The 15,347-nt window shown below is 65.2% G+C and carries 10 protein-coding genes; 2 read left to right on the top strand and 8 right to left on the bottom strand.

The window, feature by feature from the left end:
• Positions 1 to 14: 14 nt before the first annotated feature.
• Complete coding sequence (locus OKW40_RS02875) at positions 15 to 803, bottom strand: class I SAM-dependent methyltransferase (RefSeq protein ID WP_429488032.1); 789 nt, start codon at positions 801 to 803, stop codon at positions 15 to 17.
• A 285-nt stretch (positions 804 to 1,088) separates the two neighbouring features.
• On the opposite strand from OKW40_RS02875, the gene OKW40_RS02870 reads away from it, so the two are divergent.
• A complete protein-coding gene (locus OKW40_RS02870; protein WP_429488030.1) occupies positions 1,089 to 1,394 on the top strand; it encodes a hypothetical protein in 306 nt (101 codons plus the stop codon).
• Between the two features lie 20 nt (positions 1,395 to 1,414).
• On the opposite strand, the gene OKW40_RS02865 is transcribed toward OKW40_RS02870, so the two are convergent.
• Positions 1,415 to 4,708 (bottom strand): adenylate/guanylate cyclase domain-containing protein, encoded by a 3,294-nt coding sequence (locus tag OKW40_RS02865; protein ID WP_429488028.1) that lies wholly within the window; start codon positions 4,706 to 4,708, stop codon positions 1,415 to 1,417.
• 250 nt (positions 4,709 to 4,958) lie between these two features.
• On the opposite strand from OKW40_RS02865, the gene OKW40_RS02860 reads away from it, so the two are divergent.
• Entirely contained in the window at positions 4,959 to 7,187 is a 2,229-nt protein-coding gene (locus OKW40_RS02860) for an SLC26A/SulP transporter family protein (protein ID WP_429488026.1), read from the top strand.
• 36 nt (positions 7,188 to 7,223) lie between these two features.
• Here OKW40_RS02860 and OKW40_RS02855 read toward each other — a convergent pair whose 3' ends face one another.
• The 6 genes from OKW40_RS02855 to OKW40_RS02830 form a co-directional block, all read right to left on the bottom strand.
• Positions 7,224 to 8,345: an asparaginase gene (locus OKW40_RS02855; RefSeq protein WP_184058814.1), complete on the bottom strand. Its 1,122-nt coding sequence runs from the start codon at positions 8,343 to 8,345 to the stop codon at positions 7,224 to 7,226.
• Positions 8,346 to 8,418: 73 nt separating this feature from the next.
• Positions 8,419 to 9,837: an aspartate ammonia-lyase gene (gene aspA, locus OKW40_RS02850; RefSeq protein WP_184058815.1), complete on the bottom strand. Its 1,419-nt coding sequence runs from the start codon at positions 9,835 to 9,837 to the stop codon at positions 8,419 to 8,421.
• Positions 9,838 to 9,932: 95 nt separating this feature from the next.
• Positions 9,933 to 11,399 (bottom strand): aspartate/glutamate racemase family protein, encoded by a 1,467-nt coding sequence (locus OKW40_RS02845; RefSeq protein ID WP_429488023.1) that lies wholly within the window; start codon positions 11,397 to 11,399, stop codon positions 9,933 to 9,935.
• Entirely contained in the window at positions 11,396 to 12,691 is a 1,296-nt protein-coding gene (locus OKW40_RS02840; RefSeq protein ID WP_090811568.1) for a dicarboxylate/amino acid:cation symporter, read from the bottom strand. The genes OKW40_RS02845 and OKW40_RS02840 overlap by 4 nt, the downstream gene beginning before the upstream one ends.
• Before the next feature lie 122 nt (positions 12,692 to 12,813).
• Positions 12,814 to 13,728, bottom strand: coding sequence for a LysR substrate-binding domain-containing protein (locus tag OKW40_RS02835; RefSeq protein WP_184058820.1), 915 nt, complete (start codon positions 13,726 to 13,728; stop codon positions 12,814 to 12,816).
• Positions 13,729 to 13,941: 213 nt separating this feature from the next.
• Positions 13,942 to 15,345, bottom strand: a complete 1,404-nt coding sequence (locus OKW40_RS02830; protein ID WP_429488021.1) for a DNA-binding protein — start codon at positions 15,343 to 15,345, stop codon at positions 13,942 to 13,944.
• Between the last annotated feature and the right edge of the window lie 2 nt (positions 15,346 to 15,347).

Below are 15,347 nucleotides of genomic sequence, written 5' to 3'. Positions count from 1 at the left end.
GCGCCCGCTTGCGTTCAGCCGGCGCGTCCGCGCGGAACGCCCACAAGGTAAGTCAGACCGATCGGCGAGCCCTGCACCGGCAGTGTGCCGATGTCCCATTCGAAGCTCTGCTGGTCCGGGATACTCGCCACCATCTCACGCAATTCGTCGGGGTTGTAGATGCGCAGCATCGACACGATGCCGTCGAACAGACACAGCAGCGGGATAGCGGGCAGCGCATAGGTGAGCGCTAGTCGCGACCAGCGAAACGGCCGGATCAGCGGAGTCAGCGCGAGCATCATCAGCGGCATCGCCAGGATGAACACGACACCGAGCAGCCGGTGGTCGGCACCCTCGACGATGACGATCGCGCGGCGCTTCGTCACCGCGTCGGCGAGGATCGCCCGCGCATCGTCCGGCCGAAAATGGTGGAAAGCGTTGAACATCGTGCGCACACCGTCGAATCCCGATGGCACGTCCATCGCGTCCACCGGTTCGCTCACATAGGTGACGCGGCCGGCTGCCCCGGCGGATACGCGCTCGTACGCGGCGCGATTGGGATAGAAGTCGGTCAGCTGCACCGTCACGCGTCCGGACTGCGCGAGCAACGGTGCAAGCGTCAGCCACGGGCCGCCGCCGCCCGAACATAGATCGACGATCCGGTCGTTGCCGACCCGCCGCATCGCTTCGCGCAGCTTGCCCGCGATGACGTTGAAGCCCTTGAGGGTATTCGCCAGGAAATGCAGCCAGTCCGTCCCGCCGTCACGGATCGCCCGTGGGCACCACGGCTGGTCTTCGATTTCGAGCAGATGCAGGCGTCGCATGATCACGCGGGCAACCGAGGTAACTGAAAACCGGCGGATTTCATAACGTGCCCTGGCAGGGGTGCAACCGGGTAGACAGAGAAGGCCTGCACGCTAGGGCCTGTCAGCCTTGGCGAGCGGCAACTTACTACCGAACTTAAACGAGCCAACGCGTGGGCTTCTTAACGACGTCAGTCGACTATACGCTGAGCCGCGCCGGCGACGTTAGCGGTTCGCATCCTGCATAATGACCACGCATGAGGATTTACCCGCATCATCCGCCGGACGGCGGCCGGGAGACGAGCGATGCAAAACGACAGACCGCCGCCGCGGCGGGTGACATATGAGAAAGGGATCCGGATCGGCGGCCCCGGCTGGTTCGGCCGGTTGCTGGCCGTCGCCCTGAGCGCGATCTTGTTCGTGGTGGCCGCGATGCTGTCGATCGTGCTGTTCGCCGTGCTGTTCGCGGTCGGCACGATCGTCGTCGGGTATCTGTGGTGGAAGATGCGCGCGTTGCGCCGGCAGACGGTCGCGTATGGCGACGACGCCCGCACCATCGACATGGAGGTCGTCCACAAGGACCCGCCCGACGACCATTCCGCGCCACGCTGAGGATCGGCTACGCGCGTGCCTCAAGCCGCAAGGGCCGCTTCGACCGCGCTTACGTAATTGCGAAAGCCGGCCTGCTGCAGCGCCTCTCGCAGTCGCAGGAGTTCATGTCGCGTGGCTTCGCTGAGCGGCGCCTGAAGCGCGAGTGCAAGCGCACGGCCGCGCGCCGCGAAAAGCTCGGACCACGGCAACGGTTCGCGCTGTGTATAGGCCTCGAGTGCGTCCACGTAGTGCAGCATGCCAGCAGGATCGCCCGCCCCCAGCATCGCTTCGACGGCGTCGCGGTAAAACCACAGGTGATTGTGGCCGACCGCGCCGAGGCGCAACAGCGCCTCGCCTTCAGCCAGTAGCCGCGTACGCTCGCCGTTATCGTCAACCGCACGGCTCAGTGCGCTCAAGGCCTTTGGGCCGGAAAACTGAGTCCCTACCTCGCGTGAGATGGCGAGTGCTTCGCGCAGCGCCTTCACCGCTTCACTACGGCATCCTTCGTCCAGTAGCAGGCGACCCTGCATCTCCAGATTCTGCGCTTCGAAGCGGCGCGCACCCAATTGCCGGATCACACGCATTTCCTGCACCAGATGCTTGCTGGCCGCCTGCGCATCGCCCAGTTCCTGGCAGGCGAACACCCCCAGCGTCTCCCCCAGCAATTGCGCGCGAGGCTGCCCGATCAACTCGGCGGCGCGGGCGGCGGCGCTTGCGTCCTCGCGAGCCTGACTTGCGTCGTTCAGATAAATGCGGCTGAAGCCCCGCATCGACAGATTGGCAACCTCGATGCGGCCGAACCCGTGTTCGCGGCTCATCGCTACGCATTCGCTGAAATGATGGAACGCGGTCCGCATGCGCCCCTGCGCATACGCCGCATCCGCCAGACCGCCGAGCGCGCGAGCCTCTGCCTCGGGCAGACCGAGGCGCCGCGCGTAGCCAAGACCGCGCTCATGCTCGGCGCTGCAGGCGTCGATCTTGCCGAGCGGAAAGAGAATGTTGCCGCGCAGATGATGGAGGCTTGCAAGCTCCGCCAGCCGGTTGTCTCGCTCCGCGATCTTTTGCGCTTGCGCGAGTAAGCCGAGTGCTTCGTCGAGACCCTCGCTGACACGCAGACCTTCCGCGAGCCCGAGTTGGCAGTCGCATCGGGCGGCGTCGTCGGTGGCGGCGGCGAGTGCAGTGCGGTACGTCACGATCGATCCTGCGATGTCGCCCAGGTCGCGCTGAAGTTCGCCCTTGCAGCAGCTCAGTGCATGGCGGTCCGCGTCCGACTGCGCGATTTCGATGCCGCGCTCGGCCAGCCGCAGCGCGGCTTCGAAACGATGGGCGGCACGCTGTGCGGCCGCCGCGCCCAGGTAGGCGTGCGGCGCGTGCTCGTCTTCGGCGCGGTCGAGGTGCTGGGCGTACAGCGTGACATCGCTCTGTGCGAACCATTCGGCCGCGCGCAGATGAAGTTCACGGCGGCGCGCGCGCAACAACGTCGAGTAAGCGCTCTCCTGGATCAATGCGTGGGCGAACAGGAAGTCCTCGCCTTCCGGCAGCACGAGTGCATTGACGAGCAGGCCGTCGCAGACGTAGCCAGGATCGTCCACCAGCTCTCGCAGCAGCGCGAGGTCGAAACGCTGGCCGATCACGGCGGCCGCCTGGAACGCCAGGCGGTCACGGGGCGCGAGCCGGTCCATCCGCGCGAGCACGAGACTGCGGATCGATGCGGGCACGTTGCCGCCGCTGCCTTCTTCAGCGTTGCGCAGCAGCTGTTCGAGAAACAACGGATTGCCGCCCGCGCGCTCGATGCAGGCGAGCGCGACGCGCTGGGTCGCATCGATGAAATTGCCCGCCAGGCTCAGGGCCTCGTCCTTGCGAAGCGGTCCGAGATCGATCGTGGCGAACGGGGTGTCGCGGCAACGTGCGCGCCAGCCTGCATCGATCGGATCGCCTTCCACGCGCGAAGTCGTGACCAGCAGGCCCGTGCCGTTGGCAATGCCTGACGCGAACGCCGACAGGTAGCCGATGACTTCGGAATCGGCCCAATGCAGGTCTTCGACGACGATGAGCGTCGCCGCATGGGCGCAAGCGTCCTCGGTCAGCCTCACGGCGAGCGCCTGCTTGCCGCGCTTGCGCGCGCCGTGGTCCATGGCCTCGTAGATGGTTTGCCATTCGACGGCCTGCGGGAGATCGAGGAAGTCGTGCAGAAACACGATCTGCTCGGCCTTGACGACACCTTGGGTCGCGACCTGCGCGGCGGCGGCCTGCCGCGCTTCACTCGATGCACCGGCCGGTAAGCCGAGCAGGCTTCCAATGATGGTCCGCACCGGATCCTGGCCCTTGCCGACACCGAAATCGAGCACGAGGCTTCGATGGAGCGTGAAGCCCTGTGCCTGCGCATGGCGGCGCATCTCGTCGACGAGCCGCGTCTTGCCGATCCCGGCTTCGCCCCGCACATGAACGACATGCCCTGCTCGCCTTGCCATGCACGCATGAAGGATGCCGTGAAACTGTTCGAGCTCGGCTGCGCGTCCGACGAAGCGGCTGCGGCTCGTCCTGACGGGCTCGCTGCCAAGCGCGACGAGCCGCCATGCCCGCACCGGCGTGTCGATGCCCTTGAAGCGCCGCTCGCCGATTGCTTCGCAACTGGCGGCGTCGCCGAGCGTGCGCGCCGCGTCGTCGGATATCCAGGTTTCGCCGGCGGCCGCGGCTGCCACGAGCCGGGCGGCCAGGTTCACCGGATCGCCATGCACGGTGTAGTCCTGCGCGTCGGCGCGGCCCAGCGCGCCCGCGATGACCTCGCCACTCGCAATGCCGATATGCGCCTGCAACGGCCGCCCGGTCTGCGCGGCCAGCCGCGCCAGGCCGTCGTGAATGTCGAGAGCGGCACGGGCGGCGCGCAGCGTGTCCGTCTCGTGCGAGCGGGGCGCGCCGAACAGCGCCATCACCGCGTCGCCGATGTGCTTGTCGATCGTGCCGCCATAGGCGAGCACGATCCCGTCGACCAGCGCCGTGTAGCGTCCGATCAGCGCGCGCAAGTCTTCGGGATCGAGCGAGCGGGACAGCATCGTGTAGCCGCAGAGATCGGCGAACAGAATCGTGACCTGCCTGCGCTCGTCCGCGGGCACCTCGTTGTCGGCGGAGGTCTGGGGCGGTAGCGGCGCGGCCGCCGTTAGGGCGCCTGCCGCCGCGGCCAGAATGCGCTTACGGTGGCCGAGCGACTGTACCCCCAGCTCTTTCAGGTCCACGTCGGTCAGTTGCCCGAGCAGCGACATGTCGATGTCGTTTGCCGCGAACGCGTGGGCGTACTGCTCGAGCCCGAGGTCCCGCAGCCATTTCTCGATATCCATGTTCGTCGCCCCGCCTCCGATGCGTGGCCCCGCGGGCAAAAGCTCAGACGAATAGCGCGCCTGCCGACCGCCGGTGTGAACGGCTCCGGAACTGCACGGCCTTTGCGTGGAGCTCGCCAGGTACGGGGCCGATGAATAACCAGTGTAGGTGTCCGATAAGCACGCTGCATCGCGTTTGACAGCCGTTCGAGCCGCGCAGGATACTGGCTGGCGCGCCTCACGGCGCCCTTGCATTCGACCGGGAATCCACGTGAAGCCGGGCAAGACCATTTCCGTCTCCGAGATCCCGCTGCGCTCGCGTTTGGCGGGTCTGCCAGGCGACGTGGCGGCGGGCGCCGTTTCGACGCTCGTCATGCTGTGCTATGCGATGAGCCTCGGCACGATGATCTTTAGCGCCGATCTTGCCCGCTACGCGATGCTGGGCGTGCCCACCGCGCTCGTGAGCTGCGTCGTCACGGCGCTCGTGATCGCCTTGACGAGTTCGATGCGCGTCAACATTGGCGGCCCCGACAGCAACGCCGCCGCCTTTCTCGCCGGCGTGGCGGCGGGGGTGGCCAGCAGCGTGCGCGCGGACGGCGGTTCACCGCAGACGCTGATCCTCACTGTGCTGATCGCCATCGCGCTCTGTTCGCTCATGACGGGCATCGTGCTCTATGCGATCGGCTCGTCGAAGCGCAGCCGCTCCTTGCAGTTCCTGCCCTATCCGGTGCTCGGCGGATTTCTCGCGGGCACGGGCTACCTGCTGCTCGCCGGGGCGTTCCGCGTGCTGACGGGCCAGCCGCTGCAGTGGCACACGCTCGCGTTGCTCGCGCACCTTCACTGGCTCACATGGGTTCCGGCGCTGGTCGTCGGCGTGCTGGCCACGGTATTGATGCGCACGTGGCAGCACATCGCCGCGCTGCCGCTCACGCTGGCCTTCGGCGTCGTGCTTTTCTACGTTCTGCTGCAGGTTGCCGGAGTTTCGATCGACGACGCGCGCGGCATGGGTCTGCTGCTGCCGCGCGTCAAGCTGCACCTATCCGGGCTGCCGGAGTTGCACCTGGCCGCGAGGCTCGGACGGGGCGGCATCGACTGGTCGGCGGTCGGCGCGCATCTTCCGGAGAGTCTGGTGGTGACCTCGGTATCGGCCGTGACGATCCTGATGAATTCAACAGCGATCGGCGCGGCCACCGGGGAGGACGTCGACCTCAATCGCGAGATGCGCGCCGCCGGCCTCGCCAATCTCGCGAGCGGACTGCTGGGCGGGATGGTCGGCTACCAGTCGTTCAATCGCTCGATGCTCAACGCGCGGGTGGGCGCGACGAGCCGGGTGGCGGGCGTGTTCGCCTCGCTCGCGTGTGTGGTCGTGCTCGCCACTTCGCCGGACGTCGTGGCGCTCTTTCCGGTGCCGGTGCTGGTCGGCCTTCAGCTCTTCATGGGGCTGCGCTTGCTCGTGCATTGGCTCGCGGGCGCCTGGACCAAGCTCAACTGGTATGAGTATCTGCTCGTGCCCGTGATTCTCGGCACTATCGCGGCGTACGGCGTGATCGTCGGCGTAGGGGTGGGCGTCGTTGCAGCATGTGTGATGTTCACGCTGCTCTACGGTCGGGTCGGCTGCATACGCATGGAGTTCGACCTGCGCGCGCGGACCTCGAATGTTGAGCGCAGCATCGAAGACACCCAGGCTTTGCGCGCAATCGGCCCCCAGGTATGCGGAATGTGCCTGCAAGGGTTTCTCTTCTTCGGCACGGCCAATTCGATTCTGCAGCGCCTTCGCGAGCGATTCGGCGCCGGGAATCCGTCGCAGGTCCGCTTCGTCGTGCTCGACTTTGCGGCGACACATGGCATGGATGCATCCGTATCCATCAGCTTCGTCAAACTCAGGCAGCTCTGCGCAGCAAGAAGCGTGGACCTCGTGTTGACCGCGCTGCCGCCGCGCTCGCGCGATCTGCTCGTGAAGACCGGCACGCTCAATCTGAAGATCCATGAATTCGATACGCTCGATGCGGGTCTCGAATGGATCGAAGACAAACTGCTCGCGTCGAACTCGCTCGCGATCGCGCATGGCGGCGATCTGCGGGCGATGCTCGAGCCGCATTTCACGGCCGGCGCGTTGAACGGCTTGATCGCGTGTCTGGAGGTGCAGGATCTGCTTTCGGGGCAGGCGCTGTTTCGTCATCGCGAGCCGGGCGACGCGCTGTATTTCGTCGAGCAAGGACGTGTCGCGATCTCGCTGCCGCTCGGCGATGGCCGCTCGGCGCGTCTGCGCTCGTTCGGCCCGGGCACGGTCGTGGGGGAAATGGCGGTGTACACGCAGCAACAGCGCAGCGCGGATGTGATTGCCGAGGCACCGACGCGCGTGTACCGTCTGTCGATCTCCCGGCTGCTCGAACTCGAACAGCAGGATCCGGCGACGGCGCAACAGTTGCATCGGTTTCTCGTGAAGACCATCGCGTTGCGTCTTGCCGTTGCCGATGAGGCATTACGCGCGGCTTTATAAGCGGCAGCGCCCCTGACCGGCGGCGCCCCCAACCCGTCACCACGTCCCGCTGAATGCCTGCTGTACCTTGACGGGATCGGTCACGCCGTTGGCCACCAGCAATTGCGTCAGCAATCGCGCCTTCTGCGGATTCAGATCGAGCGATGCGACGAATCCGCGCTTGTCGTCGTCCACCTCGACGTTGCGGTTCACGAACCCCGACACCAGGCGCGTCGAGCGAACCACCACGATGCCTTTTGCCGCCGCGCGGTCGAGCGCCGCGAGGGCTTCCTTCGACATGTCGCCATCGCCTTCGCCGGCGACGACGATGCCCTTCGCGCCATCGGCGATCGCATGATCGATCTGGCGGCCATCCATGTTGCTATGCGCGTAGACGATATCGACGCGCGGCAATTGCCCGCTCGCGGGCAGGCTCAGCGCAGCGCGCGTCGATTGCACCGCCGGCATCACGAAGCGCACGCTGGCCGGATCGACATAACCGATCGCGCCGGCATTCGGCGACGCGAACGCCTGTACCGCCGTGGTATTGGTCTTGGTGATCCAGCGCGGCGCGTGAATCTGGTCGTTCATCACGACCATCACGCCTCGGCCACGCGACTGCGGGCTCGCCGCCACTTCGACGGCTTCGTACAGATTGCCGGGACCGTCGGCGCTCGCGGAACCGCCCGGTCGCATCGAGCCGACCAGCACCACCGGCTTGTCGGAGCGCAGCACGTTGCTCAGGAAGAACGCCGTTTCCTCGATCGTATCGGTGCCGTGCGTAATCACGATGGCGTCGGCCTCGTTCCGCTCGAAGACCTCGTCGATCCGCCGCGCAAGCTGCAACCAGATCTTGTCGTTCATGTCCTGCGAGCCGACGTTCGAGATCTGCTCCGCGCTGATGCTCGCGAGCTTCTCGATGCCCGGCACGCCGCGCACCAGTTCCTGCCCCTTCACGTTGCCCGAGTTGTAGCCGATCGCCGAACGGGGATCGGCGGTTCCCGAGATCGTGCCGCCGGTGGCCAGCACCAGAACACGCGGCGTTGCCGTGACGGCGCTTGCCTGTTGCGATGGCGCGCCGGCAGCCTGTGCGCAGGTACCCGCGGCAAGTGCCGCGATCAGCAGTGCCGCCGAACCGCACAGCCGCTTTGCTTTTCGATCGATCGTGTTGCCGTTCATCTTTCTCTCCTCCATCGTTTAAAAGAGTCGCGTGCGTATGCACGCGACCTGTGAGCGGAACAACCTTCGTCGCTCACGCCGCCGACGACATCTTTCTTGGTTGCGTCAGCATGGCGGGTTGAAGAATCTCGTCGAGCTGCGCCTGACTCAACAGCCCTTTGTCGATCACGATCTGCGCGACGCTTTTGCCCGACGCAAGCGCTTCCTTCGCGACTTCGGTCGAGTGCGTATAGCCGATGTACGGGTTCAGCGCGGTCACGATGCCGATCGAGCTCTCGACGATCGCGCGCAGCCGCTCGTGATTCGCGGTAATGCCGTCGACGCATTTCGACGCGAGCGTGAGGCACCCTGCGCGTAAATGGGCGACGCTCTTGAACAGGCTGTGCGCGATGATCGGCTCGAACGCGTTGAGCTGGAGCTGCCCCGCTTCGGCGGCGAAGCTCACCGTCACATCGTTGCCGATGACTTCGAACGCGATCTGGTTGACGACCTCCGGAATCACCGGATTCACCTTGCCCGGCATGATGCTCGAACCCGCCTGCACCGGCGGCAGGTTGATTTCGCCGAGGCCCGCGCGAGGACCGCTCGAAAGCAGGCGAAGATCGTTGCAGGTCTTGGAGAGTTTTACGGCGACGCGCTTCAGTACGCCGGAGAGCTGCACGAACGAACCGACATCCTGCGTCGCTTCGATCAGATTCGGCGACGTGGTCAACGCGATACCGGTTATTTCGCTCAAGTGCCTGCATGCAAGCTGCGCGTATTCCGGATGTGTATTGATGCCGGTGCCGATCGCCGTCGCGCCGAGATTGATCTCGCAGATGAGCTGGGCCGCTTCCTTCAGCCGCTCTTCGTCTTCGCCGAGCATCACAGCGAAGGTGCTGAACTCCTGGCCGAGCGTCATCGGTACGGCGTCCTGAAGCTGCGTGCGGCCCATCTTCAGGTCGTTGCCGAATTCCACCGCCTTGCGTTCGAACGATGCGCGCAACACGCCCATCGCGTCGACCAGTTGCATGATGCCCGCGTACGTGGCGATCTTGAGCGCGGTCGGATAGACGTCGTTGGTGCTCTGGCCGAGATTCACGTCCTCGTTCGGATGGAGAACCGCGTATTCGCCGCGCTGTTGCCCGAGATGTTCGAGCGCGAGATTGGCGATCACCTCGTTCGCGTTCATGTTGGTCGACGTGCCCGCGCCGCCCTGAATCACGTCGACGACGAAATGCTCGTGCGCGGTGCCTGAGCGCACTTGCCTGCATGCGTGCACGATGGCCTGCATCTTCACTGCGCTCAATAGGCCGAGATCGTAATTCGCGAGCGCGGCGGCTTGTTTCACGCTCGCCAGCGCGTTGACGAGGTTCGGATACACGGAGATCGGAATACCCGTGATGGGAAAATTTTGCAGCGCGCGCAGCGTGTGTACGCCGTAGTACGCGGTCGCGGGCACGGCGAGATCGCCGAGAAGGTCGTGTTCGATACGTTCGGTCGGTGCAAGCATGATTACCTCTCAGGTTCTGAAATCGACAGGCGAGCGGGGTCATCCGGCACACCTCGTGTGCAGGTCCGTCGCATTGACTGGGTGATGCGGTTGGGTTATCGAGGCGGCGCTATCGCGCAGGCGACACACTGCTTCGCGAGCACGTCGGTCGGATCGACCACGCTCACGCGCGCGCCGTTCGCGCCGATCACATACGGCTCGCGAATCAGCAGCGGCAGTTCCGTGCAGCCGAGAACGATCACTTCGACGCCGTCGGCGATAAGCCCGTCGATCGCCGCGGCGAGGTCTTGCTGGCACTGCCCCGCCGTGAATCCGGCCTTCACGCCTTCCTTGCCGTAGATCGCGTCCATCACGCGCGCCTGCAGCGCGGGTGCCGGGACGACCTGCCGCAAGCCGTGCGATTCGAGCGCCTTTTCGTAGACGCCGCTCGCGAGCGTGCCGCAAGTCGCGAGCACGCCGACCGAGCGCAGCGCGGGAAACGACTCGCGCAGATAACGCACCGTCACCGTCAGCATATTGACGATCGGCACGCCGAGATAAGGCTGTATCCGCTCGACGAAGGCATGCGCCGTATTGCACGGGATCGCGATCAGATCCGCGCCGCCCGTTTCGAGTTTCTTGCAGGTCGCATAGAGCGAGATGGTCGGGTCGGGTCCATCGCCGATCAGATTCTCCGTGCGATCCGGGATCTGCGGGTTCTGCTCGACGAGCAGCTTGATGTGGTCCTGATCGCGCCGCGCGGGCGTCGCGCGCACGATCTTGTGAATGAAATCGACGGTGGCCGCCGGACCCACGCCGCCCACCACGCCGACCTTGAAGATCGTCTCGGGCGTGTGGTACTGGCCGGACACCACGTACTGCGCATAAGCCAGGTTCGAATCGACGAGCGGCACGCGCAACGCACCGAGTTCGTCCGCGACCAGCGCGATCTCGGTGAGCCCCGGCACGATGACGTTGGCGCCCTGTTCGATCAGGTCCTCGCACGCCGCCCGCAGCAACTCGGCCGGACGGCCACGCAGATTGCCGCTCTTCACGCCATCCTCGCCATAAACGGCCTCGGTGACGAAATCGATGCCGTCACCGATGCGCGGGTGGATCACTTCGAACTCGGGCGCCGCGAAGTACTTCTCGAACAGGCGCCTGCGCCGCGTATGCGCCGACGCGAGCACGCCCACGCGGCGCACCGCGGGAAATCTTCTGCGCACGTGGCTGCGCACCGCATCGATCATGTCGACGATCTGCAGCGGCGAATTGGCTTTCAGTTCGTCGATGAACGTGTGACTCAGGAAGCACGGCAGCACGACCGTCGTCACGCCGCGCTTCTCGAAGCTGCTGATCAGATCGAAGATGTACAGCTTGCGCTGCGTCAACGTCTCGCTGTCGGCATCGGCGCTGCGAAACGGCTGCTGCTCGAAGATCGCATCGAAGTGCTCGGCGTCGCGCGTGGCCGGCGTCGATTTGATCAGTTTGAAGAACACGTCCGCGCTCGCGAGCGGGCCGAGCCCGCCCACCACGCCGAACTTGCGCGCGCTCGTGGCAGCCGTTGCGTCGATGCCGCTCATTTGGTCTCGCCTTCGAGCTGGCCGAACGAAGCCGTCGCCATCGCCGTGCGGCGTTCCTGCCGCGTCACGCGCTGGCCCTCCCACTTCGCGATGGCTGCCGTCGCGATGCTGTTGCCGATCACGTTGGTCGCCGTGCGCCCCATGTCGAGAATCTGGTCGATCGCGAGCACCAGCACGACGCCCGATGGCGGCAAATGGAACATCGGCGCCACGGCCGCGACGACCACCACCGAGCCGCGCGCGACACCCGCCATGCCTTTGCTGCTCACCATCAGCACGAGCAGCATCACGATCTGCGTGCCGATCGGCATGTCGATGCCGAACGCCTGCGCGATGAAGATCGCCGCGAAGGCCTGATACATCATCGAGCCGTCGAGATTGAACGCATAGCCGAGCGGCAACGTGAAGCCCACCACTTTCTTGTCGACACCGAATTCCTCCAGCTTCTCCGTCAGGCGCGGATACGCCGCCTCGCTGCTCGCGGTAGAGAACGCCAGCATCGCGGGTTCGCGGATCGCCTTGAGCAAAGCCCAGACCGGCTTGCCGAGAAACGCGTAGCCGGCGAGGATCAGCGCCGCCCACAGCAGCGCGAGCCCCGTATAGAAGCTGGCGACGAGCTTGCCGTACGTCGTCAGCACGTCGAGGCCATGCACCGTGATCGCCGATGCCAGCGCGCCGAACACACCGACGGGCGCGAGACGCATCACATAATCGGTCAGTTTCAGCATGGTGGGCACGAGCCCTTCGACGCCCGCGATCAGCGGCGCGACGCGCGGGTCCGATTTGATCACGCTGAGCACGATGCCGAACATCACCGAGAAGACGAGGATCTGCAGGATATCGTTGCGCGCCATCGCATCGACGATGCTGGTGGGGAACGCGTGTGTGACGAAGTCCTTGAAGTTCAGGCTCGACGTGTTGAGGCCGGTGGCCACGTCAGCGCTCGTCTGGGACATGTGCAAGCCGGCGCCCGGTTGCAGCAGGTTCGCGAGCACGAGGCCGAGCGCGAGCGAGAACAGCGACGCGCACAGGAACCACGCGATCGAGCGCAGACCGATGCGGCGCACGTCGCTCGTGCCTTCCATGCCGGCGAGACCTGACACGAGCGTGGCGAACACGAGCGGCGCGATGATCATCTTCACGAGCCGCAGGAAGATATCGGTGACGATGGAAAAGTAGCCGGCGATCTCCTTCGCCTGCGCGGCATCGGCCGCCGTGCGATGGCAGACATAACCGACGGCCACGCCGAGCAGCATGCCGGCGAGGATGTAGAGGGTAAGCCGATTCTTCATGTGTCTCCGTCCTGAGATTATTTGTGACTGGACGGAATTCTAGAGACGGCAGAAAAGACGTGAATGCTAGTGTTGCATACGGCTATGCAAGTTTCGCATAACGCGGGATAACCCTAGCGGCGCTATTCGGCTGACCCCGACGAGGCCCGCAGATGCCGCCACAGCGTATCGAGCAGTTCAGTGCGGTTCGTGAGGTCGCGATACACGCGCAACTCCAGCTCCAGTTGCCATTCGGAGCGGCCGGCGGCGACAAGCTGGCCACTGTCGAGTTCGGCGGCGATCGAACTCTTCGGCAGCCAGGCGACACCCTCGCCTTCCAGCACGAGCTTCTTCACGACCTCGGCCATGTCGGATTCATAGTGAAGTTGCAAGGCGGGCGACGCTTTGCTCTGCTCCATCAGCAACGCGAAGCAGCGCCCAAAGTAGCTCGTCTCCGTATAGGCGATGAACGGCATCGGATGTTCGATCACGCCGGGCAGACGGTACACGTGCGCAAGCCGCTGATTGGGCCTGCATACCGGCATGAAAGTATCGACGCCCACGGTCACGCATTCATACCTGGTCGGATCGAGATGCAACGGCAGCTGCGGATGGTGATAAGCGAACATCAGCTCGCAGTTGCCGTTGACCAGCATCAGTATCGAATCGTGCACGTTCGCCGGAATCACGCGCGCGCGCACTTCGCCGACATGCTTGGACAGCGTGCGCAGCCACGCGGGCAGGAAGTTGAGCGCGATCGTGTGGCCGGCTGCGATCTGCAGGCTCGTGCCGGCGATGCGTTGTTCGGTGCGAATGATGGCGCGCGTGTCGAACAGCTTGTCGAGGATGTCTTCGGCCGCGTCACGAAACAGTTGCCCTGCCGGGGTCAGGGTCGGCGGAAAGCCGCTGCGATCGACGAGATCGGCGCCGACCCATTGTTCGAGCGACTGGATCCGTCTGCTGAAACCCGACTGCGTGACGTTGCGGAACTCCGCCGCCCGGGAAAAGCTCTGATAGCGGGCGAGCGCGATGAAGTCTTCGATCCACTTGATTTCCATCAGCCATCGGTCTCCGGTCCTGGCGACGAATGGACTCGCCGCTGCGCCCGCAATTCTACGCTTGGCCGTGCCGCACGCTGACTATCGGACCTGGGTCAAACCGCCATGCACAGGTACTTCAAGGTAATCATCGATCCCGTAATGCGAGCCCTCCCTACGAGCCCATTGCGCGTCGCCATGCTCGCGACGCGCGCCACCCCATCGACGATCCCGTCACGCTGGCGAGCTTTCGATGTTCAGCTTCGACACCGCACCCGTCTTCTCGTCGTAGCGGTAGCCTTGTTTCTCGAGTTGAGCGCTGATCGTTTCGACGAGCACCTGCTGCTGAATCTCCTTGCGCAGCAATTCATGCTCCGGCTTGAGCTGGCCCAGTTCAGCGGCAAGCCGGCGGCTCAATGTCGCTTCGCCCGCGCCGCGGGCAAGGACGACGACCATTTTTTCATTCGCCTGAGCCAGTTGCTGCTTCAGTGCGTTCGAGTAGTCGGACCATTTCCTGACGGTCTCCCGCGCTTCGGCAATTGCGGCGGCATGCGCGTCCGCGTCGCGCGTCATCTGCGCCTTCAATGCCTCGAGCTGCTGAGAGTCGGCAGTCACCGGCGACGCCGACTCCAGGCCCGCGACGTTCTCGCTCGCCACCGAGCTTTCGGCCAGTTCGGCCGCGCGCTGCTGCTCCGCGTCGGCACGCTCCTGCGCCTCCGACAAGCTGGCCGACAGTCTCGCGATTTCGGAGGCGCCCGCGTCACGCTCATCGGTCAGGCCGGCGATCTGCGTCTGGACATTCTGCAATTCAAGTGCGGCGGCATTGCGTTCAGCCTGCGCGCCCGCGACCTCTTCCCGGCGGGCCGCGTGCGCTTCCTGCTCGGCCTGCAGCTCCGCGCGAATCGCTTCGAGCTCGCTTTGAAGACGAGCGACCGCTTCGGAATGCGCCGCTTCCAGCGCCGCACGCTCCGTTTCGTCGGCCGGCGTTTCGACGACTGACCCAGCCGACTCGTTCGCCACCTCGCCCTCGCCCGCGGCGTCGGTCTCCTCGTGCGAAAGCGCTCGGCGCTCCGCGGCCAGTTCCGCGCTCTGCAGTTCCGCTTCGAGGAGCGAAACGCGCTCAGCAAGTTCCTGCGCGCGCTTCTCCGCCGCGTCGGTCCGTTGCACGGCGAGCGCAATGTCCTCTTCGAGCCCGGCTACTGCGTCGACTTTCTCGTCGTAGGCGCTCGTCATCTTATCCAGTTCGACTTGCAGCGCATCGAGTTCCTGGACGGTGGTTTGCAGCTCGGCAAGCGCGTCGTCGCGCTCGTCGCTGGCGTCCTCGACGCGCTGGCGCATCGCGGCAAGGCGTCGCGCCACCGCGCGTTCAGCTTCATCCTGCGCTGAGCTCCACAGCCGGTCGAGCGCATCGCGCATGGTGTCGGTCACGGTTTGCGGCAAAGCCGGACGTTCGACGACCTGCGGCACCCGCGGGGCGCGCGTTTCACGCCACTTGCGCAATGCCGCTGCCACCGCGACCACCGAGCCTGTATGGACTTCGGACCAGATGGCTACCGGAGACACCTTCTCGCCTTCTTCGGCCAACCGGTTTGCGATTTCAGCGACGAGTTCGTCCGTGATCGTAATGTTGCTTGACATGC

This window comes from Paraburkholderia sp. RAU6.4a (assembly GCF_050435625.1).
In the GTDB taxonomy this organism is placed as follows: Bacteria; Pseudomonadota; Gammaproteobacteria; order Burkholderiales; family Burkholderiaceae; genus Paraburkholderia; species Paraburkholderia tuberum.
Note: the sequence above shows the minus strand (reverse complement) of the source record. Positions and strands in the feature narration are given on the sequence as shown.